General features: G+C 53.5%; 24 protein-coding genes. 21 read left to right on the forward strand and 3 right to left on the reverse strand.

Annotated elements, in window-relative coordinates; translation table 11 throughout:
• Positions 1-72 precede the first annotated feature (72 nt).
• From B0B12_RS17520 to B0B12_RS17620, 21 genes are all read left to right on the forward strand, one after another.
• Positions 73-750, forward strand: coding sequence for a response regulator transcription factor (locus B0B12_RS17520; protein ID WP_076671593.1), 678 nt, complete (start codon positions 73-75; stop codon positions 748-750).
• Position 751: 1 nt separating this feature from the next.
• Positions 752-2,134, forward strand: coding sequence for a sensor histidine kinase (locus B0B12_RS17525; RefSeq protein WP_083704284.1), 1,383 nt, complete (start codon positions 752-754; stop codon positions 2,132-2,134).
• 563 nt (positions 2,135-2,697) lie between these two features.
• A complete protein-coding gene (ureA, locus tag B0B12_RS17530; RefSeq protein ID WP_007653127.1) occupies positions 2,698-3,003 on the forward strand; it encodes an urease subunit gamma in 306 nt (101 codons plus the stop codon).
• Between the two features lie 32 nt (positions 3,004-3,035).
• The gene (gene ureB, locus B0B12_RS17535; RefSeq protein WP_076671599.1) at positions 3,036-3,446 is read left to right on the forward strand and encodes an urease subunit beta; all 411 of its coding nucleotides are present in this window, start codon (positions 3,036-3,038) and stop codon (positions 3,444-3,446) included.
• A 21-nt stretch (positions 3,447-3,467) separates the two neighbouring features.
• Positions 3,468-5,303, forward strand: coding sequence for an urease subunit alpha (gene ureC, locus B0B12_RS17540; RefSeq protein WP_076671601.1), 1,836 nt, complete (start codon positions 3,468-3,470; stop codon positions 5,301-5,303).
• A 61-nt stretch (positions 5,304-5,364) separates the two neighbouring features.
• Positions 5,365-5,844 carry an urease accessory protein UreE gene (locus tag B0B12_RS17545; RefSeq protein WP_244554758.1) on the forward strand — a complete coding sequence of 160 codons (480 nt, stop codon included), beginning with the start codon at positions 5,365-5,367 and terminating at the stop codon, positions 5,842-5,844.
• 5 nt (positions 5,845-5,849) lie between these two features.
• Positions 5,850-6,536, forward strand: coding sequence for an urease accessory protein UreF (locus B0B12_RS17550; protein WP_076671607.1), 687 nt, complete (start codon positions 5,850-5,852; stop codon positions 6,534-6,536).
• 28 nt (positions 6,537-6,564) lie between these two features.
• Complete coding sequence (ureG, locus tag B0B12_RS17555; RefSeq protein ID WP_076671610.1) at positions 6,565-7,191, forward strand: urease accessory protein UreG; 627 nt, start codon at positions 6,565-6,567, stop codon at positions 7,189-7,191.
• A complete protein-coding gene (locus tag B0B12_RS17560; RefSeq protein WP_076671613.1) occupies positions 7,184-8,191 on the forward strand; it encodes an urease accessory protein UreD in 1,008 nt (335 codons plus the stop codon). Before ureG ends, B0B12_RS17560 begins: the two co-directional genes overlap by 8 nt.
• Positions 8,192-8,200: 9 nt before the next feature.
• Positions 8,201-8,566, forward strand: a complete 366-nt coding sequence (locus tag B0B12_RS17565) for a hydrogenase maturation nickel metallochaperone HypA/HybF (RefSeq protein WP_076671615.1) — start codon at positions 8,201-8,203, stop codon at positions 8,564-8,566.
• 5 nt (positions 8,567-8,571) lie between these two features.
• Positions 8,572-9,291 (forward strand): hydrogenase nickel incorporation protein HypB, encoded by a 720-nt coding sequence (hypB, locus tag B0B12_RS17570; RefSeq protein WP_170871905.1) that lies wholly within the window; start codon positions 8,572-8,574, stop codon positions 9,289-9,291.
• 6 nt (positions 9,292-9,297) lie between these two features.
• On the forward strand, positions 9,298-9,786 hold the full coding sequence (locus B0B12_RS17575) for an urease accessory protein UreE (RefSeq protein ID WP_083704285.1): 489 nt from the start codon (positions 9,298-9,300) through the stop codon (positions 9,784-9,786).
• A gap of 183 nt (positions 9,787-9,969) precedes the next feature.
• Entirely contained in the window at positions 9,970-11,007 is a 1,038-nt protein-coding gene (locus B0B12_RS17580) for an ABC transporter substrate-binding protein (protein WP_170871906.1), read from the forward strand.
• Positions 11,004-12,011: a FecCD family ABC transporter permease gene (locus B0B12_RS17585; RefSeq protein ID WP_076671618.1), complete on the forward strand. Its 1,008-nt coding sequence runs from the start codon at positions 11,004-11,006 to the stop codon at positions 12,009-12,011. Before B0B12_RS17580 ends, B0B12_RS17585 begins: the two co-directional genes overlap by 4 nt.
• A complete protein-coding gene (locus tag B0B12_RS17590) occupies positions 12,008-12,775 on the forward strand; it encodes an ABC transporter ATP-binding protein (protein ID WP_076671621.1) in 768 nt (255 codons plus the stop codon). The genes B0B12_RS17585 and B0B12_RS17590 overlap by 4 nt, the downstream gene beginning before the upstream one ends.
• Positions 12,776-12,906: 131 nt before the next feature.
• Positions 12,907-14,130 carry a porin gene (locus B0B12_RS17595; RefSeq protein ID WP_076671623.1) on the forward strand — a complete coding sequence of 408 codons (1,224 nt, stop codon included), beginning with the start codon at positions 12,907-12,909 and terminating at the stop codon, positions 14,128-14,130.
• Between the two features lie 139 nt (positions 14,131-14,269).
• Positions 14,270-14,821, forward strand: a complete 552-nt coding sequence (locus tag B0B12_RS17600) for a GNAT family N-acetyltransferase (protein ID WP_076671626.1) — start codon at positions 14,270-14,272, stop codon at positions 14,819-14,821.
• A gap of 3 nt (positions 14,822-14,824) precedes the next feature.
• Complete coding sequence (locus B0B12_RS17605) at positions 14,825-17,272, forward strand: TonB-dependent receptor (RefSeq protein ID WP_083704287.1); 2,448 nt, start codon at positions 14,825-14,827, stop codon at positions 17,270-17,272.
• 676 nt (positions 17,273-17,948) lie between these two features.
• The gene (gene rnk, locus B0B12_RS17610) at positions 17,949-18,353 is read left to right on the forward strand and encodes a nucleoside diphosphate kinase regulator (RefSeq protein WP_076671629.1); all 405 of its coding nucleotides are present in this window, start codon (positions 17,949-17,951) and stop codon (positions 18,351-18,353) included.
• Positions 18,354-18,399: 46 nt separating this feature from the next.
• The gene (locus tag B0B12_RS17615; RefSeq protein ID WP_076671631.1) at positions 18,400-19,422 is read left to right on the forward strand and encodes a rod shape-determining protein; all 1,023 of its coding nucleotides are present in this window, start codon (positions 18,400-18,402) and stop codon (positions 19,420-19,422) included.
• Between the two features lie 384 nt (positions 19,423-19,806).
• Positions 19,807-20,343 (forward strand): TetR/AcrR family transcriptional regulator, encoded by a 537-nt coding sequence (locus B0B12_RS17620; RefSeq protein WP_076671634.1) that lies wholly within the window; start codon positions 19,807-19,809, stop codon positions 20,341-20,343.
• Positions 20,344-20,505: 162 nt separating this feature from the next.
• Here B0B12_RS17620 and xylE read toward each other — a convergent pair whose 3' ends face one another.
• From xylE to B0B12_RS17635, 3 genes are read right to left on the reverse strand one after another with little or no spacing between them, the layout of a single operon-like run.
• Positions 20,506-21,960: a D-xylose transporter XylE gene (gene xylE / locus B0B12_RS17625; RefSeq protein ID WP_076671636.1), complete on the reverse strand. Its 1,455-nt coding sequence runs from the start codon at positions 21,958-21,960 to the stop codon at positions 20,506-20,508.
• A 40-nt stretch (positions 21,961-22,000) separates the two neighbouring features.
• Positions 22,001-23,332, reverse strand: coding sequence for a xylose isomerase (gene xylA / locus B0B12_RS17630; RefSeq protein ID WP_076671639.1), 1,332 nt, complete (start codon positions 23,330-23,332; stop codon positions 22,001-22,003).
• 33 nt (positions 23,333-23,365) lie between these two features.
• Positions 23,366-24,850 (reverse strand): xylulokinase, encoded by a 1,485-nt coding sequence (locus B0B12_RS17635; protein ID WP_076671642.1) that lies wholly within the window; start codon positions 24,848-24,850, stop codon positions 23,366-23,368.
• Positions 24,851-24,875: the final 25 nt, after the last annotated feature.

A 24,875-nucleotide genomic window follows, 5' to 3' on the forward strand; every position in this document is an offset into this window, starting at 1 on the left:
GCGGGAGCTGCCAGATGCCCGGAGCAAGCCGCGTGCATCCCACAGGGACTGACTTCCAGATGAAATTGATATATGAAGGTACTACTCTTAGAAGACGAGCCAAAGGTAATCTCCCTTATCAAAAGGGGAATGGAAGGCGAGGGGCTTGAGTTCACTGTCGCCATGGACGGTTACACGGCCGTGAAAATGGCGGGACTGAACCAGTACGACCTTATCATACTCGATGTGATGGTGCCCGGCCTCAGCGGATTGGAGGTTTGCAAAAGCATCCGCGACTCAGACCCCAATACGCCCATCCTCATCTTGTCGGCCCTGGATTCTACACAGGATATAGTGAACGGTTTGAACAGCCTGGCTGATGACTACATGGTAAAGCCCTTTAATCTGGCTGAGCTACGGGCACGCATGCAGAGCCTCATCAGAAGATCGAACAGGGGGTTGGCACAGCAGAACGTAGCCACCATAGCCGACCTGAGCGTTAACTTCGACACCATGGAAGTGACGCGCGGCAACAAGGTGGTGGCCCTCACCGTGACAGAGTTCCGGTTGCTGGAATACCTGATCAGGAACAAACGCAAGGTGTTGCCGCGTCTGGATATTCTGGAGAACGTGTGGGGCTCTGAATTCGACATGGGCACAAACGTGGTGGATGTGTACATCAACTACCTCCGCAAAAAAATAGACAAGGATTTTAGCTCTCGCCTGATCCACACGGTGGTCGGAGTAGGGTATGTGATGAGAGTGCAGTAATATGAGGTTACAATATTGGCTGATCGTGCTGTTTACAGGCCTGATGGTGCTTATACTATTAAGTATAAACCTGGTGATGTACTCCATGTCATCCGGGTATAGGCAGCATAACTTTTTCCTGAGCCTCGAGAACAGCTCCACCATTGTGGCCAGCGCGGTGCTGAAGCAGGAAAAAGCGGAGGATTACTATGCCGTCAAGAACAGCATTCTGCAGCATCTGGCTGATGAGGAAGAGTACATTCTCCGTTTCGACCGCGAAAGCGACCAGATCAAATTCCCCGAGGTGCTGCCATTGGACGAGGATTTTTACTGGGAGGCGATCCGGAATGGAAGGGCCCGGCACTACCAGGACGGCGTGCATTATGTGGGGCTGTTCAAGGAGAATGCAGACGGAAACGATGACATACTGGTGGTGTCTTCTGCCCGCGACGTGGAGGGCGACGCCTACCGCAAAAGGTTAAAAACCACCTTGACCATCGCTTTCCTGGCGGCTGTTTTTGTGATGACGCTCACGACAGTTTTCTTTTCGAAAAGACTCTTCGGGCCCATGGTCAAGATCATCAAAAAGGTGAACAGCATCAATGCCTTTAACCTGAACGACAGACTCGAGAAGGAGCATAGCCTGGATGAGATAAGCGAGCTGGAGGACACACTCAACGGGCTGTTGCAACGGATTGAGGTCGCTTTCAAATCGCAGCAGGCTTATGTCAGCAACATTTCTCATTCGCTCCGCACGCCTCTTACTGTTATAGCTGGTGAGGCCGAGATAGCGCTCTCGCAACTGGAGCAAAACCACCGGGCCACCTACTCACTTCAGATGATCATGCAGGAAACCGAAAAGCTCAAGCACATCATCAACACCCTGCTGGAGCTGGCCAAGACGGAAAACAACCGGGAGGGGCAACCATGGAGCGTGCGCAGGCTGGACGAGATACTGGAGAATGTGCAGGAGACGATCAGCAAAATGGACACAAGCTTCAAGCTCAGGGTAGACTACAGCGGGTTTCCTGAAAATGAGGCCATGCTGTATGTGAACTGTAACGAGCAATTGCTGACACTGGCCATCTGCAACATCATCCTGAATGGGTTTAAGTACTCGGACAACCAGCATGTGATGCTAAAGCTGGCAGCTGATGGCACTGAGGTAAAGCTGCAGGTCATTGACTCAGGCATCGGTATACCTTCTTCGGAGATCGACAAGATATTTGACCCATATTTCCGTGCTTCCAACACGGCCGACTATGAAGGCTTCGGCATCGGGCTGCCCCTGGCCCTGAAAATCTTGGAAACGCACAAAGGCACGATCCGGGTAAGCTCCAATGTGGGCGAGGGAACCACGATGGAAGTCGTGCTGCCTGCCGCATACGCTGCGCAAAGCGCATAGTGCTATACCTTGGCCCTGTCGCTTAGAATCAAGCGGCGGAGCCAATCCTTTTCTGAGGCGGTTAGCCTCTTTCTCCTCGTCACTTTTTCCGGCTCCTATACCTGCGGCACGGTCCGCATTGGCTCCTCTATACCTGCTTGCTTACAAAGGAACCTGTTGACAGACAGGGCGCTCCAAATCACGTGTGCCTGTTTGTGTGGTTTCCCGGATTCTAATCTCGCTCTAATACCGCTCTTAAATCAGCTTAATACCCCCACGCTATCTTGCGTTTAGCTAGGCTTACTTGTCCACAAAACCTTTTCGTAATGAGGTAAGTACACCTAAATTAGTTCATTTTATTATGAGTTAAGTTAAATTGATGGCGTTCGTATGGGTAAAGTCTTATTTTTAATTGCCATATACCAGGTATCGGTTATAGCGGCGTGTGCTCAGAGTATTAGGGACTTCAATAGCGAGCCAAGCATATACATCAACCACAAACCCCATATCATCACCACAAAAGGCTAGGGGGATCTTTCAGTTTCAGACATTTCTGTAATCAATTATATAAACAAAAAAGTTGTATGCACTTAAATCCGATAGAACACGAAAAACTGCTGCTTCACCTGGCTGGTGAGCTCGCGGCCAAAAGGCTGAAACGAGGTGTGAAGCTAAATTACCCAGAATCCATTGCTTACATCTGTGGCATTTTGATGGAGGAGGCCCGTGATGGGAAAAAAACGGTAGCGCAACTGATGGAGGAGGGCACCAAGCTCCTCAAGAAAGACCAGGTGATGGAGGGTGTGCCTGATATGCTGCATTACGTGCAGATTGAAGCCACATTTCCCGACGGTGTGAAACTGGTGACGGTAGACCACCCTATCCGCTAAAGCAAGCTACGAACAACTAAAACACTTATACTATGAAGCCAGGTGAATATATATTACAGAAAGGCGAGATAAAGGCTAACGACAAACGCAAAACCGTGCGTGTAACGGTGGCCAACACAGGAGACCGACCGATTCAGGTAGGCTCGCATTACCATTTCTTTGAGACTAACAAGGCGCTCGAGTTTGACAGGGCAGCTGCCTTTGGCATGCGCCTCAACATACCTGCCAGCACAGCTGTGCGCTTCGAGCCAGGCGAGAAAAAGGCGGTGTTCCTGGTAGAGTTCGGAGGCAACAAACTGATCAGCGGCTTCAACAACCTGACGGAAGGTGACGTGACGAAGAAAGCCGTGCGCGATGCCGCTATTCTGAAAGCACAGAAGGAAGGATTTAAGGGAGCGGGAGGCGCTGCCGCACCTGCCAAGGGCAGAAGAAATAGAAAATAACATCATTTAATCAGGGAAACCATGTCAAACTGGAATAGACGCGAATGGATAAAGGTAGTAGGGCTTTCTACCGCCGGGCTCTCAATGCTTGGGTTCAATGCATTAGGAAGTGATTCTTCTTCGGTAAAGTATGTGGACGGTGAACTATACATACCCCGCGACCGTTACGCTGCGCTCTTTGGACCTACCACTGGCGATAAAGTGCGCCTGGCGGACACAGAGCTCTTCATACAAATAGAAAAAGATTTCAACGTATACGGCGACGAAAATAAGTTCGGCGGTGGCAAAACGGTGCGCGACGGCATGGGCCAGTCTACCTCCGCAGGGCAGGACGAGGTGCTTGACCTGGTACTCCTCAATGCCATTATCATTGACCATTGGGGCATTGTGAAAGCCGACATTGGTATAAAGGACGGTAAGATTGTAGGGATAGGCAAAGCAGGTAACCCTGACACCCAGCAGGGTGTGACCAAAGGCATGATTATCGGAGCGGCCACCGAGGTGCAGGCTTGTGCAGGTAAGATTGTAACGGCAGGTGCAGTCGATACCCACATTCACTTTATCGCGCCGCAGCAGGTGGAGGTAGCACTTTTCAGTGGCGTAACAACCATGATTGGCGGCGGTACAGGGCCATCGGACGGTACGCTTGCCACTACCGTAACCCCAGGCAAATACTGGATGGAGCGCATGTTTGAGGCCTCTGAGTCTACCCCGATGAACTTCGGTTTCCTGGGCAAAGGCAACACGTCTACTTTCAAGACAGCTGCACAGCCCATCGAGGCAGGTGCGCTCGGTTTGAAACTGCACGAAGACTGGGGTACCACGCCGTCTACCATCGACATCGCTTTGCAGGTGGCCGATAAGTATGATGTGCAGATTGCCATTCACTCCGACACGCTGAACGAGGCGGGCTTCCTGGAAGATTCTGTTAAGGCAATCAACGGACGTGTGATCCATACCTACCACACGGAAGGGGCAGGTGGTGGCCACGCACCCGATATCATCAAGATAGCCATGTATCCGAACGTGCTGCCGTCTTCTACCAACCCAACCAAGCCATATACCATCAACACCGTGGATGAACACCTGGACATGCTGATGTCGGTGCACCACCTGGACAAGAGCATACCTGAGGACGTGGCTTTTGCCGACTCCCGTATCCGTCCGCAGACCATCGCCGCTGAGGATATTCTGCAGGATATGGGTGTGTTCAGTATGATGTCGTCGGATAGCCAGGCCATGGGACGTATCGGCGAGACTATTTTGCGCACCTGGCAGACGGCCCACAAGATGAAAGTGCAGCGTGGACCATTACAGGAAGACAAGGCCTCTGGGGCAGATAACCTGCGTGTGAAACGCTACATCTCCAAATACACCATCAACCCAGCCAAAACGCACGGTGTGGCCGATTACGTGGGCTCCGTTGAAGTAGGCAAGTATGCGGACCTGGTGCTCTGGGATCCTGGTATGTTCGGGGTGAAACCAGAGATTATCTTCAAGAACGGCGTAGCGGTAGGCGCTCGTATGGGTGACCCGAACGGCTCTATTTCCCTGCCTCAGCCCGTGATCTACAGAACGATGTGGGGTTACAACGGCAGGTCTATCCAGACAAGCGGTTTCAACTTCGTGTCGCAGGTGTCGCTGGAGAATGGCAGCATCAACAAGCTCGGGTTGGGCAAAGGTTTCCTGCCCGTAAGGGGTTGCCGTAAAGTGACCAAGAAGGACATGATCCACAACAATGCCATGCCGAAGCTGGAGGTAAACCCAGAAACCTATGCCGTAACGGCCAACGGCGAGCTGCTGACATGCGAGCCGCTGAAAGTACTGCCGATGGCGCAGCGTTATTTCCTGTTCTAAACCTGTTATCAAGGTGCTGTCGGCAGGGCTATACCTGTGCCGACAGCCCTTTTACCACCCTATGCTCTTAGTAGAAAAAGTCATCGGCAACCTATCTACCACATCGACAAGTCACCTTTCGATTGATTTTTTGGACCTCGACTGGTTTGATACGGGCAAGACTACCCTGCGAAAGCGAACAAGGGCGGGACAGGAAATAGGTATACGCAAAGACTCCACGCCGCTGGAAGACGGCGACATCCTATACATGGACGGGGAGCGGGCCATCGCCATCAACATACTGCCTTGCGAGTGCATTGTGTTCAAGCCCGACAACTTCAAAGACATGGGCACCATTTGCTTCGAGATTGGGAACAAGCACATCCCTATTTTCATCAACGAGGCAGCCGAGGTGCTGGTCGAGTTTGAGAACCCGCTGTACCGCTTGCTGGAACGCTCGGGCTACGAGCCACGGCGGGAAGTGCGCAAACTCCTGAAGACGCATGCCTTGCGGGTGCGCCGGCATGGAAACAACTACACCAGAAAAATAAACATTAAATAACAGCTATGCAGCCACTCTTAACCCTCCTGCAAATCAACGATTCCATGTTTCCCATCGGAAGCTTCACGCATTCCTATGGCTTGGAGTCTTACGTGAGTCAGGGCATTGTGCACGACACGCCATCGGCCAAGGTATATGCGAACAACATGCTGCGTCACAGCATTTACTATAACGACGCCGCCTTTTTGCAGAAAGCCTGGGCCTTGCTGGAGGAGAAGAAATCGGTGCGGGAGTTTCAGAAGCTGGACGAGTTGATTACGGCCCTGAAAGCGCCAGCCGAAATTCGGGACGCGAGCAAAAAACTGGCTATCCGTTTCCTGAAGCTGACGCAGGAGCTGCACCCCATTAAGCGCTGCAGTAACTACCTGGCCAAAATCCAGGAGGGCAAGCTGCACGGGCACTATGCCGTGGCCTTTGCCATGTATGCGCACGGCAGTGGCATTACCTTGAAAGATGCCTTGCTCGCCTTTTACTATAACACGCTCAACGGCATTGTGACCAATTGCGCCAAGCTGGTACCCATCGGGCAGGGCGATGCCCAGAAAATCCTCTTCGACCTGCAGGCTACCATCAAACAGTTGGTGGATGAACAGGAAAGCATGGACGAGGAAATGGTCGGGCTCTGTTGCATCGGGCAGGAGATACGGTGCATGCAGCACGAAAAGCAATATTCAAGACTATACATATCATAAAGCAAACCATCACCTAACGAGATACTTTATGTCAAAAAAACATGTAAGAATAGGGGTTGCTGGTCCAGTAGGGTCAGGAAAAACAGCTTTGATTGAAAGGCTGACCCGCAAGATGAGCGAAGAGTACAGCATCTGTGTTGTGACCAACGACGTGTATACCCGCGAGGATGCTGATTTTTTGACAAAGAATTCCTGCCTGCCCGCCGACCGCATCATGGGTGTGGAGACAGGCGGCTGCCCGCATACCGCCATCCGCGAAGACGCTTCGATGAACATTGAGGCCGTGGAAGAACTGGTGGAGCGCCACCCCGATACAGAGATTGTGTTTGTGGAAAGCGGCGGCGATAACCTGTCGGCCACCTTTAGCCCCGACCTCGCCGATGTCACCATCTTTGTGATTGATGTGGCCGAGGGCGATAAGATGCCGCGCAAGGGAGGCCCTGGCATTACCAAATCCGATTTGCTGATCATCAACAAAACAGACCTGGCCCCCTACGTGAACGCCGACCTGGATATGATGGACCGCGACACCAAAAGAATGCGTGGCGAACGACCGTACATCTTCACCAACCTGATGAAACTGGAGGGCTTGGACGACGTGATTAACTGGATTAAGACGTATGCTTTACTAGAAAAAACAGAGGCGCATGCATAGTACCATCAAAGTGAATGCAGAGAGGGAGGGGCCGCTGACGCTTCTGAAAGAGAGTAGCCACAATGCACCCTATAAGGTGATCCACTACGGTTCCAGACACCTGCACGAGCATCTGGAGCTGATTATGATGAGTGCCTCCCCAGGCATTATGGATGGCGACGAGATTGACATTGAGGTGAACGTGCACGAGAACGCCCAGTTGAAGCTCTTCACGCAGTCGTTCAACAGGCTGCACCCCATGGAGAAAGGCGCAGTGCAGCGCACGAACGTGCTGGTGAAGAAAGGCGGCATCTACAAGTTTATTCCGCACCCGATTACGCCATTTGCCAACTCCATTTTCAGGACGGTGAACGAGATTCAGCTCGATGAAACCGCCAACCTGATTTGGGGCGACATCATTGCGTCGGGGCGGGTGCATTCGGGAGAGTCGTTTCAGTTTTCGCGGCTGCACAGCATTACCAAGGTATACAGCGGCAAAAAGCTGGTGCTGTACGACAACCAGTTGCTCGAGCCTGGCCGCCAGCCTTTCGATTCTATCCTGTTTTATGAGCGCTATACCCACCAGGCCACGCTGATGTATGTGTCGCCTTATGCCGCGGAGCTGAAAGCGGAGTTGGATGAAATTCTGACCACCCAGTACGAGGAGTTCACTTTTGGCTTTACGCAGTGCGCGCCCAATGCCGTCATGATACGGGCCATGGGCAACGAGGGCGTGATGCTGTATGACTGGCTGAGTGCCATGGGGCAGCTGTGCTGGGAGTTTACGGTGCACAAGCAGGAAGAGGAACAGGCGAAGCTGGACGCTGAGCAGACAACTGAACCGAAAGCCGAAGAAAAAACAGCGCCTGTAGCTGAAAAACAAACAAAGCAAAAAACCGCCAAACGAGCGAAAAAAGAAGCAACCGCAAAAAGCACTGCCAAAAAAGCAAAGGCTATACCTGTACAACCTGTTGGAGAGGAGTTAGAAGAAGAGCTTGCCGAAGCGGTGGCCGAGAAATAAGGAGAAACCATGCACGAGATTTCGATTGTACGGAACGTCTTTCAAACCTTGCAGGAAACCTATCCCGATAAGTTTGAGCGGATAACCAAGGTGCAGATAGAGGCGGGGCTACTGAGCAACATACAGCCCATCCTGATTCAGAATGCCTTTGAGGCGCTGATTATGGAAGAGCCGCAGCTGGCCGATGTGGAGCTGGAAGTGCTGTTGCTGCCTATTATCGCCCACTGCCATACCTGCGACAAAGACTTTGAAGTGAAGCGGCACAAGTTTGTCTGCGACTGCGGCACCCCCTCCAAAAAAATAGTGCAGGGGGAGGAATTGCAGATTAGCCGCATTGAATTTTTAGAGAACGAACCACAAGATATAAAAGCGTAATAGATATGAGTACATCATCCATGCCCAAAAGCAACAGAATGCCCGTAGGCTCTGTGCAGTGCGATAACACCACCCTCAACCTGTTAAAAGCCAACGACTTCGTGGCCAAGGCCATCCGCGACCGTCTGCCTGACGTGCTGGTGATCAACGTATGCTCCTCGCCAGGAAGCGGCAAAACCACCCTGATGCAGGAAACCGGCAAGCGCCTGAGCGACAAGCTGAACATGGCCGTACTGGTGGGCGACCCCGAGACCGACCGCGACGCGGTGCGCATGAAAGAAGTGGGTATCAACGCCTTGCAAATCGTAACCGGCGGCATGTGCCACATCGAGGCCCAAATGATCTTGCAGGCACTCGACCACATCGACCTGACGGGTGTGGACCTCCTTTTCATCGAGAACGTGGGCAACCTGGTGTGCCCTGCCGCTTTCGACCTGGGTGAGGACATTCGGGTAACGGTGCTGGCCGCGACTGAGGGCGACGACAAGCCGAAAAAATACCCACGCATGTTCCTGACCAGCGAACTGATGGTGGTATCCAAAGCCGACCTCTTGCCCTACGTGCCTTTCTCGGTGGAGGCCGCTGCGCAGGACGCAAGAGAAGTGAATCCGACCATCGAGGTAATGTCCATCAGCAGCCTGAACGGCGAGGGCATGGACGACTGGTGCAACTGGCTGTTGGCCAAAGTAGAGGAAAAAAAGCAAGCCAAACTGGCGACGGCATAATACCCCATGGCGACCGAATTGTCTATGCTGACGGAGCCAATTGTGGTGACGCAGGCGCTTGCTGGAGAGCAGGAGTTAGGCGGCCGCACGGTCGACTACTTCGAGATAGAATGGTACGAAGCCTCCCGATCGAAAATGCGGAAGAAGACGCAGGGTGGAGTGGAGGTGCTGGTCGACAAGGCGCATAGAGAACCCCTGGAAGACGGGGACCTGCTATACCTGTCGGAGGACCTGGCCATTCTGTTGAAGATAAAGCCCTGCGAGTGTGTGGTGCTATACCCGAGCAGCCTGCAGGAAGTGGGCACCATCTGCTTTGAGATCGGCAACAAGCACGTCCCGATTTTCATGAACGATGCGCAGGAGGTATGCGTGGCCTACGATGCGCCGCTGTACCAGCTGCTGCTGAGCGGAGGCTTTGTGATGGAGATAGAGGAGCGGGTGCTGCATCCTGCCCAAATGGTGAAAGCCTATGGCAACCTGGCCAGGAAAAAATGAGGATGACGCTATACCCTGGCCGATTTTATAAATTCTGATTGGTACATCCTATTTATAAAAGCAGACTGTTCTTCCCGCTTCAGCAGGAGCAGTCTGCCTTTTGGTATTCAATATTTTAGATAGACAAAACTGTTCTGCACGATGATCTTTAAAGGAGGCACACAGCGACTTGGTGAAAGATATATGAGAAGTTGGAGAGAAAAGATGGCCTCCCGTTTGGTGCTTGCGCTGAGTGCCTGCCTGCTGTTTTTGAGCGCATGCAACAGCGAAAATGGGGAAGCCACCGTGGCTGCTGACGGTGCTATTGCCGTGAAAGATATCCGCGGCAAGGAGGTTCGTTTAAACGAGCCGGCCAAACGGGTGATCGTGCTATACCAAGGTGCGCTGGATGGTATGTACATGTTGAACGCGGAACACACCGTGGTCGGTATACAGAACAACATCTACACCAATCCCGAAACCTTTAAATATTTCAGCAAACTGGATCCGCGCATCGCCTGGAAGGAATTGCCGTCGCCCGGCAATTGGGAGACCTCCACCAACATCGAAAGCGTGCTGGCCCTTAAACCTGACCTGGTGATCATTGCCTCCGGCCAGACCGATGCCATTCGTTTGCTCGAGAGTCTGGGCATCAACGTGTATGCAGTGTCGCCACAGAACAACGAACAGCTGTTCGAAGAGATCGAGAACATTGGCAAGCTGACAGGCACGCACGACCGGGCCGTGGAACTGCTGAGCTATACCCGTGGCATGCTGGACGAAATAGCGGAAGCGACCAAACATATCGAGCAAAAGAAATCGGTGTACTACGCCTGGTCGGGGGGCAGAATCTACTCCACTTCGGGGCAGAACAGTCGCATGCATGAGTGTTTTGAACTGGCCGGTGTGCGCAATGCCTGCACCTTCGAGGTGGACCAGCCCAACATCAACCCCGAAACGCTGATTTCGTGGGACCCTGACCTGATTCTGCTCTGGAGCACCGACCCACAGGTATTGTATGACAAAAAAGAACTGGCGGTGCTGACGGCGGTCAAAAACAAAAACGTGCATGTGCTGAACCCACCTTTTTTCTACGACCCCCATACCCTCAAAATCATGTATGCCGCCATCGAGCTGCACAATGTTGCCTATGGTGCGAACCAAAACTTCGACCTCGAAAAGGACCGGAGGGAGATTATGACGAATCTGTACGGTGCCAAAGCCACTGCCCTGTTTGAATGAGAAAAGTACTGACCGGCTTCCTGATTTACGGCCTGCCTATACCGCTGTTGCTGTATTCCCTGACGGTGGGTCCGTCGCAGGGGCTGGTATTTGCTGACTACTGGGATTGGGGCAAGGCAGCGCTGCAGGGCGACATCCACGAGAGCTCGACCAAGATCTACATGCTCAACAACATCATCGAGAATGTGCGTCTGCCGCGGGTGCTGCTCACCTTCATCATCGGGGCGGGTCTGGCAGCCTCCGGGGGGGCCTTGCAGGGTATCTTCCGCAACCCGCTCGTAGATCCCTATGTGCTGGGTATTTCGTCCGGCTCTGCTTTTGGGGCGGCGCTGGCCATTGCTTTTCCACTGCTGCACATCAACGTGATGGCCTTTGTGCTGGGCGTGGCTTCCGTGGTGATGACCTATTCCTTTGCCTTCAGCAACAACAAATCCTCCATCGTAGCAGTCATTCTATCGGGCATGATCGTGTCGGGTATTTTTACGGCATCGCTTACAGTGGTGCAGTACATGAGCGACCCCTATAAGCTGCAGGCCATTGTGCAGTGGACGATGGGCAACCTGCACCACGCCTCCTGGGACAAAATTGAGACAGCTGCCCTGCCAGTAGGTATAGGCATCGTGGGCATGTACCTGATGCGCTGGCGCCTCAACCTGCTGGCGTTGGGCGAGCAGGAGGCAAAAGCGGTGGGCGTAAATCCGACAGCTGACAAAGCAACCTTGGTCGCACTGGCAACGCTCACCACTTCCACCTCAGTGGCGGCGGCGGGCGTTATCAGCATGTATGGCCTGTTCATTCCGCACCTCACCCGCATGATGGTGGGGCCTGACAACCGGAAAGCCATGCCGGCCAACATCTTCTTCGGCGGGTCCTTTCTGGTGATCATCGACAATTTTTCCCGCTCCCTGATGGACTTCGAAATTCCGATCGGCATTTTCACGATGCTGCTGGGAGCGCCTTTTTTCCTCTTTCTGATGAAGAAAAACAAAATCAACTGGGTATGACAGATGCGGCAATAGAAGTAGAAAACCTCAGCTTCGGGTATGGGCAGACCCCCATTCTGGAGAACGTGAACGTGGCCTTTCCGTCCAACCGTTTTTCGGTGTTGCTCGGACGGAACGGCAGCGGTAAATCCACGCTTTTCAACATCATGGCGGGTCTGCAGAAGTATAAGCAGGGCTCTGTGAGGCTGATTGGCAAGGAGCGGAGCAAGATGTCTTTCTCGGATTGCGCCCGCGTGCTAGGTTTCCTTCCGCAGTTCCACAAGTCAGTGTTTCCCTTTCAGGTGAAGGATGTGGTACTGACGGGCAGGGCCGCCTTCTCGGCTTTCACACCCAAAAAAAGCGACATGGAAAAAGTAGGGCAGGCCATCGAGGAATTGGGCATCAGCCACCTGGCCGACAGACCCTATACCGAGCTGTCGGGGGGCGAACAGCAACTGGTGATGATCGCGCGCGTGCTGGTCCAAAACCCGAAAGTCATTCTCCTAGACGAGCCCACCAACCACCTCGATGTGTACTACCAGACCTATGTGCTCGACAGGCTCAAAAAATTGACCGAAAACAAATTGACCGTCATTGCCATCATGCACGACCCGAACATGGCCTTTTTATATGCTGACCATTGCTATTTCATGAAAGACCGCACCGTGGTAACGCCAACTGATGAGTTCGATTACCATGCCAGCGCTTTTCTGGAGTATGTGTACGACGTGCGCTTCACGACCGTGATGGTGAACGATAAACTGATGGTAGTACCCGGTAGATAAATACAAGTGTCTGGCAGAAAGATAATTAAGTGCTTGAGTTTACTGTGCCCTATACCTGTTCAATATCTTTTTTCAACAGCAGAGGCGTCAAGCTCTAAGTTTTAGTAGGAGTATCTAAATAAATCATACCCATGAATAAATGTTACCTCTTTTTCGCTTTCCTATTGCTTGTGGTTCAGTCGGCCTTTGCCCCAACTGCTTCTGTCGGGCAGACTAATACGGATAGTACCAGCACGAATAAAACACCGGCAAACCAAGGGCTCGAGAAAAGCATTTTATCGAGCTTAAGCGAAAAGATAGACATCAATTTTCTATTCCGGAGCTCCCTGGAGTTTCCGAGTGGCTCTAATAACCAAGGCGCTATCAGGCTGAATGAATCGCGGTTGGAGGTAAGGGGAGATTTGACACCGGAGCTCAGTTTTCGGGTGAGGTACCGGCTGAACAGGAGCTCAGCACAGAATAGCCTGGACAATGCGCCGGGCTCCATTGACCATGCCAATGTAACGTACCGGTTTGGCAATGAGAAGAAATGGCACCTGACTGCCGGCAAGCAGTCCGCGAGTGTCGGGAGCTGGGAGTTCGACAAGAACCCCACGTTCGAGTACCAGTATAGCGAGTATGTGGGCAGGCAGCTGAACCTGTTTTTGCTGGCTATGAAGCTAGGCTACGATGTCACCGAGAACCATATCTTTCAGGTGCAGTTGCACAACACCTTCAACAACGATTTCAACGAGACCTTTAACTCGGCAGGCTACGATAAAGACGGATTGAGGCCATCCAAAACGCCTCTCGGTTTGTACGTGGCATGGCTGGGAAACATGTTTGATAAAAAGTGGCAGACATTTTACAGCTACAACGTTTCGCAGTTTGCCCGGGATAAGACAAATCACGGATTCTCCATCGGCAATCAGGTGGCGCTGGGTAGACTGAGTGGCTACCTAGATCTGCAGAGTACCAACCTAGCCGTCGACTATCCGAACATCGGGTCGCCTGCTGCCAATGCATTAGAGGCAGCCTCTCCGGCGTTTGTACCCACCTTTCTGCAGGATGTCAACTACAAAACAGCCGTGCTGCGCCTGGACTATGAGTTTATACCCAAGTGGTTCCTCACGACGAAGGGCTTTTACGAGACGGCCAGCCACCGCGAAGATGGCGGCATTGGCGATAATTTCAGAAAGAACATGGGGTATTGGGCAGGTCTGGAATACAAGCCGATCGCGAGCCAGGATATGCGGTTATTCAGCTATTACTACTACAACACGACCCGCTACAACAATGCGGTAGCCCAGGTAAACGCGAATCAGAAAATGCACCTCTTCGCAGTGGGTGTGCTCTATTTCGTCAATGCTTTTTAAGTCTGGCTATACCTTTCTGTCGCCGCCAGCGAATCAGCGGGCTTAGCATGGCGATAAAGGTAGGGTAGAGTGAGGTGTCAAGTAATAGGACGAGGAAAAATATAGTAAAAAGTGGTGCCAGGAAAAATTAACAGACAGGATGATACAGATAAAGGCAATCGAAAAAGAGCGGATTCCGGAGTTGGTGCGCTATGTGGTGGATTTCCGCAGGGAGCTGTTTCCGATGATAGACCATAGCCAACTGCCGCCCGACCTGGCGTGTTTTGAGCAGACTTACCTGGAAGACAGGTATGCCGCCTTTCTGATTGCCACCGACCTGTCTGGTGCCATCGTCGGCACTATCGGCATGCGCACTTACGACCATCGTTTCAAGCACCTAAACTACGGAGGGCAGCTGACCACAGAGGTGCAGAAACTCTATGTAGAGCCCTCATTGCGCGAGCTCGGGCTCGGTACTCTTCTGTTCAACTCTCTGAAAGAAGAGGCCGAGCACAAAGGCATCGAAATGCTATACCTGCACACGCACCCATTCCTTCCCGGCGCCCGGGAGTTCTGGACAAAACAAGGCTTCCAGCTGGTTTGTCAGGACGAAACGCCCGTTTACAAAACCATCCACATGGACCTGCAACTGAAAGCGGCCACGGATGCACAGCTATACCTCCAATCCGGAGCAACGCTAAAACTAACCTAGCCCATGACTGCAAAGTTGATGCAAGGTATACGAAACACCCTGTTGCTATACCTAATCTGTATACCTGTTTTCGCACAGCCAACAAGTAGCGTGGGTGGCAAGGTGAAGGACGAAAAAGGGGAGGCGCTGGTAGGCGTTTCGGTGGGCATAAAAGATGCCTCCGTGGGGGATGTCACGGCGCTGGATGGCACCTTCAAGCTGAGCGGGCTGGCCCACGGGCGCTATACCTTGCTGGTAAAGGGGCTGGGCATGGTGGATAAAACCATCCCGTTTGCCCTGACCGAGCAGTCGCCGCATGTGTGGCTGGATGTGGTGCTGGACCGGCAGACCCACGTGATGCAGGAGGTGCTGGTAACGGGCCGCAAGGAGACTAATTATGTGAATGACTACAGCTTTGTGGGCACCAAACTGCAGAGCAGGGTCGTGGACGTGCCGCAGACCATCTCCTCTGTCACCAAAGAGCTGATCGAGGACCAGCAGGCTTTTCTGGTAACAGATGTAGTAAAGAACCTCGCGGGGGTGAACCAGTACTCTGTCTATGATGACTTCACCATCCGGGGCTTCCGTAACGGATTTGATACCGGGTACAGGCTGGTGAATGGTCTGCGCTCCGGCTACGGGTATGGCACGAGCTTCTTTAGGGTGCCGCTCACCGTCAACCTGGAGAGCGTGGAAGTGCTCAAGGGCCCCGGTGCCGCCCTCTTCGGCGACATCAACCCGGGCGGCACGGTGAACCTGGTGACCAAAAAGCCACTGGACGAAAACCGGAAGGCGGTGAGCTTCTCGGTTGGCAGCTTCCAAACCATGCGCACCAGCCTCGACCTGACGGGCCCCCTCAACGAGGATAAGTCTTTGCTTTACCGCCTCAACATCGGCTACGAAGACACCAAAACCTTCCGGGATGTGAACGACCGCAGCTCCCTTATGATTGCACCTACCGTCACCTTCCGCCCAACAGCAAACACGACCGTCAACGCCGAGCTGGTGTATAGCCAATTCGACGGCTACCTCGACCGGGGCATGGGTATCCGGGGCGGTGACCTGTACGCACTCCCGCGGTCCTTTACGCTGAGCCAGCCCAGCGACTACTACCGCGTGAACGATATTTCCTTCAACGGCTCGCTCAATCACCGCCTCACGGATTGGCTGTCTTTCAACGCCGCCTACATGAAGTTTGTCTACCACGAAGAGCTGAGCGAGCACCGCACCCTCAACACGTTCGCCGATGCGCCGGCCAACACCATCATGAACATGCGGTACCTGGAGAAGAAGATCAACGACTATACCGACAACCTCTCTGCCTACTTTGCCCTCAGCGGTAACACCGGCTGGCTGCGGCACGATGTGGTAGCAGGTATGGACTACGTTAAATATCAGGTGGACAGACGGGGGCACCAGTGGGAGGCACGCCAGACGGAAGTGAACGGGCAGCGCGTTCCCCTCACCTTCGATCTCAACAACCCGACCTACGAGCTGCGTGACCCGAGCAAGTACGTCCGCCTGCCCCTGTCGCCGTTCTTTGTCGATTACCTGAACACCAGCTACAGCACCACGGGGCTATACCTGCAGGACCAGGTCACCGTGACCGATCGTATGCGCCTGCTGCTGGGCCTGCGGCAGGAGTTTTTCCGCGACCAGCGGGTGTATGACAACGGAGAAGAAAAAGTGCACCAGAACGTGCTCCTGCCAAGGGTGGGGCTCACCTACAAGTTGCTGGACAACCTGAACTACTTTGCCAGCTACAGCCAGGGCTTCAAACCCGTGGACCCCGCCTTTGTCCGCAACCCACAGAACTATGGCAGCGAAGCCCCATTCGAAAGCGAAACCAGTTTTCAGGCAGAGTCCGGGCTGAAGGGGGAGTTTCTGAACAAGCGGCTGTTTGCCTCGATGTCGGTCTTCCACATCGAGAAGCGCAACACGCTGGTGAACACCGGGCAGGTGACGGACACGGGCAACCCCATCTACCGGCAAAACGGGAGCATCAAGTCGCAGGGTGTGGAGCTGGAGGCGAACGGCAGCATCAGCCCTGCCTTCAACCTGAGCGTGAACTATGCCTTTAACCACACCGAGGTAGTAAACAGCGCCCTGGAAGCCGAGCGGGGGACCATGACACCGAATGCGCCCAGGCACTCGGCCGGCCTCTGGGCCAAGTATACCTTCACCGGAGCTGGTCTGGAGGGCTTCGGGCTGGCCCTGGGCGGGAACTACGTAGGGGAGCGCCGGATGGAGCTGCAAGTGCAGGACACTCACACAGGGAACTGGATCTGGGACTACTGGCCGGAGTATGCGGTACTGAACGCAGCGGCATTTTACCGGGTCAACAAGTTCCGGCTGAGCCTGAACGTCAACAACCTGCTCGATGAGTTCTACTTCGTGGGCGGCTACGACTACCAGCGCGCCTTCCCCGGCGCGCCCCGACACTTCATCCTCTCGGTAGGCTATACCTTCTGACGGCGGTCAGTACTCCTGCGCAGTCGGGCTAAGGGCTTTGAGCTGAGATAGAAAGGCATAACCCGTCTCAGCGATAGCTGCAGGTATTCTGGTTTCAGGTATAAGGCTGCGCGCTATACCTGAAACAGGTGGTAAAGCGGTTGTTTTCTTGCATTTATGGGCTTTCTTCCGTTACTTTGAAGGAATACTAGCAGAACCGTGCATCCCTATATTAGAACAATTCATATCTATTCAGAATCCCTAACAGGCTTCGTGGCGGCATCGCATCACGTTTCCCAAAGCGATGTGCTGAACGGCTATTGTCTTTTCTTCTATACAACGCCTAAGGCCTTCATTAAGTAAGCCGGAACCCTCCGGCCCCGGGCGAAAGCCACCATCCTTTGCGGCAGGTTAACCTGCTCAACTCTCCAGAATTTGCTATTCCACAAGACACCTTTACACAGCGCCATGTCCGCAGGTAGGGGAGTTTTTGTGTGTTTGCCTTTTTAATCGCCTCTACGCCCGGTGCGCCGGAGGCCCAGCGTCCGCCACAGGGGCCGGGCAGTACGCTACACTTGGAGACAAGCTCACGATTCGATTTTCAACCAATATTTTAATTTAGTTTCCTGTTAATCAGTGAAGTACAATGGTTTTGTTCTGCTGCATTAACATACAAAGCTTTAAGATTTTAACTTATATGAACCCGATCTATCTAACTGAAAAAGATTTCCAGCGACTGCATGCCTTGGTACAGGCGCAGCGTCAGGTAAGCGGCGCCCATACGGTGGCAGCGCTCAGCCAGGAGTTGAAACGCGCCCAAGTAGTGGCCTCCGAAGAGATTCCGGAGGACGTGGTAACCATGAACTCGCTTGTGAAACTGAGAGAGCTGAAGAGCGGTGCCCAAATGGAGGTTACCGTGGTATATCCCAAAGATGCGGATCTTTCCAAGTTCAAGATTTCGGTGCTGGCCCCGGTGGGTACTTCCATACTGGGCTGCAAAGTGGGCGACCAGGTAGAACGGCCTGGGCCTAAGGGCACGGTGGTGTATGAGGTGATGGAGGTGCTGTATCAACCCGAGGCTGCAGGGGACCTTAACCTTTAGTCGGCGATTGGGTTTGTTGGAGAAGAATTTTTTTACGCCATAGAGAATGGGTTTTTTAGATTTTTTCAGAGAGGATATTGCCATTGATTTGGGCACGGCCAATTTTCTGGTCATGCAGGGCGACAAAGTAGTGGTGGACGAGCCGTCCATCGTAGCCTATAGCAGATCATCGGGCAAAGTGTTGGCGATTGGCCGCAAGGCCATGCAGATGGAAGGAAAGGCGCACGAGGACATTCGCATCGTGCGGCCCATGAAGGACGGCGTGATTGCGGATTTCCATGCGGCAGAACACATGATGAAGGGGATGCTGGAGCTGATCAACGGCGGCAGGAGAAAGTTCGGCTCCTCGTTCCGGATGGTCATTTGCGTGCCATCCGGTATAACCGAAGTGGAGAAGCGCGCTATTCGCGACTCGGCCGTCATAGCCGGGGCAAGGGAGCTATACCTGGTGCACGAACCAATCGCTGCGGCCATCGGCATCGGACTGGATGTAGAAGAGCCGAACGGGCACATGATTGTCGACATTGGCGGCGGCACCACCGAGATTGCCGTCATCGCCCTCAGCGGCATCGTGTGTGACCAGTCCCTGAAAGTGGCTGGCGAGAGCTTTACCGCCGACATAGTGCACTACATGCGCAAGCACCACAACCTGCTCATCGGGCAGTCCACCGCCGACCGAATAAAGCTGGAGGTAGGGTCGGCCCTGCCTGAGCTGCAGAACCCGCCGGAAGATGTGGCCATTAAAGGGCGCGACCTGCTGACCGGCTTGCCAAAGCAGGTTTTTGTTTCGTATTCGGATGTTGCTTTTTTCCTGGACCGCTCGCTGGCCAAAATAGAAGAGGCCGTGATGAAGACCTTGGAGATGACCCCGCCCGAGCTCTCGGCCGACATCCACCAAACAGGCATTTACCTAACAGGTGGCGGCGCCCTGCTGCGTGGCCTCGATAAAAGGATCTCTGCCAGAACAAAGCTGCCGACCCATGTGGTGGAAGACCCGCTCCGCGCTGTGGTACGAGGTACTGGCATTGCCACCCGCAACATCGACCGCTTCCGGTTCCTGATGCGCTAAATCCGTCAGGACTAAGTGCGCTAGGTATAAGCTGGCAGTTAATAATTGAGCTTGCTACTCTAAAAGCCCCACTGGAAAAACCGGTGGGGTTTATTTTGTGAGGAGCTACCAAGATGAAATTGCAATTAGCGAGCTATACCTGGAATAGCAGGATTCGCAGCACAGCAGCTAGGATCAGAGCTTGGGTTGAGAGGGCTTCATTCACAGTTTGTGGGTAGCTTTACTGTTAATTAATCTTTAAATTTATTCGGCTCACAGGCTTGCAGTTTTTGGTTTGTCCGGCGAGCCCTTATTTTTGCATAAAATCAACCCACGCACTTTCAGCTTGCCCTGCCAGTGCATTTCCGTTTGCATTCCCATAGAAACTATTAGTCCTTCACCAGCATGTCTAAATCAAAGAAAGAGTATATTTTAGAAAAAGCTTTAGACTTATTTGCCGATAGAGGGTACGAGGCCACGCCTACCAGCCTTATCGCCAAGGAAGCGGATGTGTCCGAAGGACTTATCTTCAAGCACTATAGCAATAAGGCGAACTTACTGGAAGAGGTGATCAAAGCGGGGTATCGGCGCATTACGGACAAAAGCAAGGGCCTGGCCATGGAAAAGGACCCGCAGAAACTGATCAACAGCGTGCTCGATATGCCCCAGCGTCTGGTGGAAGAGGAGAGGAATTTCTGGCGTATGCAGTTCCGCCTTGTCGATGAAGAGATTGCGCAGAAACACCACAACCGCTATACCCACTCGGTGATGCAAAAGCTGGTGCAGGCCTTTAAGGAGTTAGGCTACAATGATCCTGAAATGGAGTCGGAAGTGCTGATGCTGCTCGTGGAAGGGCTTTGGCGACTTTTCGTAACCAATGGCGACGAGGAACACTGCCGCAAGATGGTAGCACTGATCAAATCCAAGTATGCCAGGCAGTAGGAGATTCAATATACGAGTGCATCTTAAGTATAGGGAGCCCACGAGGCTCCTTTTTTGTGCCCGGCTACAAGCGAGGAAAAAGGAAGTCTGCCAGTCAATCGGAAGAAAGGCTCCTATACCTGACAGACTCTTTCAAAAAAACAATCAAAAAATTATGCGCCGCTATACCTTTGTTTTGGCAGCTATTGGAGCTGCCTTATGCCGGGCAAGCGCCGCCTCACCGGTCCACAGCGCTTCCATTTCCTCCAGCGACTTATTCTTGGTTTCCGGCACCATCTTCCAGACAAAGAGCAGCGATAGCACACTCATTACACCATAAAAACCATAGGTGAAGGCCCCGCTGAACTCCATCATGGACGGGTAAGTAGAGGAGATAAAGTAGTTGGCTGCCCACTGCGCTGCCACCGCCACTGCCACCGCTTGGCCCCTGATCTTGTTCGGGAAAATCTCGGAGATAAGCACCCAGCAGATTGGGCCCCACGACATCATAAACGAAGCAGTGTAGAGGATGATGAACACGAGCGTACTGATGCCGATCACCTCAAAATAGGAGAGGCCGGCAATGGCGAACATACCGATAGCCATCCCAACCGAACCCACCATCAGCAGCGGCTTTCTGCCCCATCGGTCCACTGTCATAATAGCCACCACAGTGAAAATCACGTTGATGATGCCCATCACGACCGTTTGCAGCATGGAGGCATCCTTGCCGGCACCCATGCTTTCGAAGATTCTCGGGGCGTAGTACAGGGCCACGTTGATGCCCACAAACTGCTGGAAAACCGAAAGCAAAATACCGATCACGATCACGGTTTTGCCATAAGAAAACAGCCTGCCCGAGTGGTGTTCTACCGTGTTTTTGATCTCTGCCAAAATAAGGCTGGCACGCGATGGACCGTTCACCTTCGTCAGGATCTTCAGCGCTTCGCTGTCCCGGCTCGCCATGCTCAGGTAGCGCGGTGACTCCGGCACGAAAAAGAGCAAAATGCCAAACAAACCGGCAGGTATAGCCTCTGAAAGGAACATCCTTCTCCAGCCCACTTCATTTATCCACTCAATCGGCTGACCATTGGCAATGCCCCAGTTCACGAAGTACACCACCAGCATACCGAAGATGATGGCAAACTGGTTGAGCGACACCAGGCGACCGCGCAGGTTAGCCGGCGCAATCTCGCCGATGTATACCGGGCAAACGGCCGAGGCCAGCCCGACGCCTATGCCGCCGATGATGCGGTAGAAGTTGAACATGTAAAGCAAACCCATCGTCGGCTCGCCCTTGTTAAAAAACAGAAACTCCGGATACCCTGAGCCCAGCGCAGAGAGAAAGAACAGCATGGCAGCTAGAATCAGCGTCTTTTTCCGTCCGATGCCGGAAGCAAAGAGACCTGAGATAGCTCCCCCGATGATGCAGCCGATCAGGGCGCTGGAGATGGTAGCCCCATGCACCCAGGTGCTTAGTCCTTGACTCGTGATCAGATACTGCTGTACCGACTTCTCGGCGCCTGATATCACGGCCGTATCGTACCCAAAGAGGAGCCCGCCCAGTGTGGCAATCAACGTAATGCCGGCGATGTAGGGGAGGTTCTGCTCCGCCGTCGCTGTTTCGTTCTTTATCATAAGGAAGTGAGTGAGGGGTGGATGTTTAGCTCCCAGCTTTTTAGATAAAGCGGTTGATCAGGTTCTCCAGGTACTCCTGGCGACCGCTTCTTACTTCCGGCTCACCGTTCTCCAACGCATAGTCGCGCAGGTCCTCCAGCGTCAGTTTTCCTTCCTCGAACTCCTTTCCCTTGCCGCTATCAAACGAGGCGTAACGCTCCTCACGGATCTTCTTGTAATCGGAATTTTGCAGGATGTTGTCAGCCGTGATCAGGGCGCGGGCAAAGGTATCAGCGCCTCCGATGTGAGCGAAGAACAGGTCGGCCGGGTCGGTGGAGTTTCTGCGGATCTTGGCGTCGAAGTTAATGCCGCCGCCCTGCAGGCCACCGGCCTCCAGGAATACCAGCATGGCCTCCGTCAATTCGTTGAGGTTGTTTGGGAACTGGTCAGTGTCCCAGCCGTTCTGGTAGTCGCCACGGTTCGCGTCGATAGAGCCCAGCATACCGGCATCGGCGGCCACCTGCAACTCGTGCTGGAAGGTATGGCCGGCCAGCGTGGCGTGGTTCACCTCAATGTTCAGTTTGAAATCACCCAGCAGATCGTGCTGGCGCAGGAAGCCGATGACAGTGGCCGCGTCGTAGTCGTACTGGTGCTTGGTCGGCTCCATCGGTTTCGGCTCGATGAAGAAGGTACCTTTGAAGCCCTGGCTGCGGGCATAGTCTTTGGCCGTGTGCAGGAAGCGGGCAAAATGCTCCTGCTCGCGCTTCATGTTGGTGTTCAGCAAAGTCATGTAGCCTTCGCGGCCACCCCAGAACACGTAGTTCTCGCCGTTCAGGGCGATGGTGGCGTCCAGTGCGGCTTTCACCTGCGCGGCGGCGTGCGTGAGCACATGGAAGTCGGGATTGGTGGAGGCACCGTTCATGTAGCGGCTGTGTGAAAACACGTTGGCCGTGCCCCACAGGAGTTTTATACCTGTTTCCTGCTGCTTCTGCTGGGCGTACTCCACCATGGTCTGTAACCGGTGCTCGTTCTCCAGGATGTCGTTGCCATAGTCTACCACGTCCACATCATGGAAACAGTAGTAGGGCAGGCCCAGCTTGGTGATGAACTCGAAAGCGGCGTCCATTTTGTCTTTGGCTCTGCCGATCACGTCGTCCTGCTTATTCCAGGCAAACCTGAGCGTAGGTCCGCCAAAGGGATCGGATCCGTCGGCGTTGAAGGAGTGCCAGTAGGCCACCGCGAAGCGCAGGTGCTCTTTCAGTGTTTTACCCGCCACCACGCGGTTCTCATCATACCAGCGGTAAGCCAGCGGATTGTCAGACTCGAGTCCTTCGAACTTAATGGTGCTTATACCTTTGAAATATTCTGATTGGGTTAGTGTCGTGTTTGCCATAAGGTATAGGTGTTAGCTTGTTTGCGATTAAGGTTATGCTTCGTTGAGGTGTTTTTCGAGCAGTGCTTTCCATTCCTGGTAAGCCGGTTCGTACTGGTCAGTGGCCTTAGGCTCCACCACTCGCAGCCTTTTGCTGTTGGTGAAGGCCTCTTTCTCGGAGGTGAAGGCTTTCACTCCGATGCCAGCTCCCAGGGCGGCGCCTACGCTGCCATCGTTCAGGTATAGCTCGACAGGCACGTGGGTAGCGTTCACAAAGGCTTCCGTGAAACACTCGCTTAGGAACAGGTTGGCATGGCCCGCCCGGATGATGTTGGGGTTCATACCGTTCTCGCGCATGATGTCCAGGCCGTAGCGGAAAGCAAAGGCTATACCTTCCTGCCCTGCCCGGAACAGGTGGGCTTTGGAGTGGAGGTTAAGGTCGATGTTGTGGAAGTGTGTCCCGACGATCTTGTTGTTGAGCATTCGCTCGGCTCCGTTCCCGAAAGGAATCACCAGCAGGCCATTGCTGCCGACAGGTATAGCGGCGGCCATTCCGTTCATGTCGGCATAGCCTATACCCGGGCCGGCTATGTTTTTCATCCAGCGGTTCAGACTGCCCGTGCCGTTAATGCACAGCAGCATGCCCAGCCTTTTCCGGGAGTCGGTGTAGTTGACGTGGGCAAAGGTGTTCACCCGGGACTGCGGATCGTAGAGCAGCCTGTCGCTCACGCCGTAGATCACGCCGGAGGTGCCCGCCGTGGCCGCTACCTCGCCGGGCTGCAGCACGTTCAGCGACAAGGCATTGTTGGGCTGGTCACCTGATTTATAGGTCACCGGTATACCTGCTTTCAGACCCAGTTCGTCGGCTACGTGCTGCTGTACGCTGCCGTGTTCTGAAAAAACAGGATGGATGGCAGGTATAAGTCCACTGTCGAATTTATAGTAGCCCAGCACATCGCTGGAAAGTTCGTTCTCCTGAAAATCCCAGAAAACACCTTCTGACAGGGCCGATACACTGGTGGTAACCTCGCCGGTGAGTCGCATGGCCACGTAGTCGCCCGGCAACATGATTTTGTCGATCTTATCGTAGAGTTCTGGTTCGTTGGCCTTGACCCAGGCCAGTTTGGAGGCAGTGAAATTGCCCGGGGAGTTGAGGAGTCGTGACAGGCTTCTTTCTTCGCCGATCGCCTTGAAAGCCTGGTTGCCAATTTCCACGGCGCGGCTATCGCACCAGATAATGGCATTGCGCAGGGCTTGCTGTTCTTTGTTTACGACCACGAGGCCGTGCATCTGGTAGGCTATACCTATCGCGCCAATATCGTCGGGGTTATACCTGCCGGTAGCGTTTACTTTCAGGATGGCAGCTTTGGCATGTTCCCACCACATCTCCGGCGACTGCTCGGCCCAGCCAGCTTTTGGTGCCAGTATGTCTGATTCTTCTTCCGGATGCTGGGCCGAAGCCAGGCAAGCCTGTGTCTGGGCATCCACCACAGAGACCTTGATCGAAGAAGTGCCTACGTCTATACCTAATAGGAGCATAAGTAATTATTGTGCGTTGGCTTGT

Source organism: Pontibacter indicus (assembly GCF_900156345.1).
GTDB lineage: Bacteria > Bacteroidota > Bacteroidia > Cytophagales > Hymenobacteraceae > Pontibacter > Pontibacter indicus.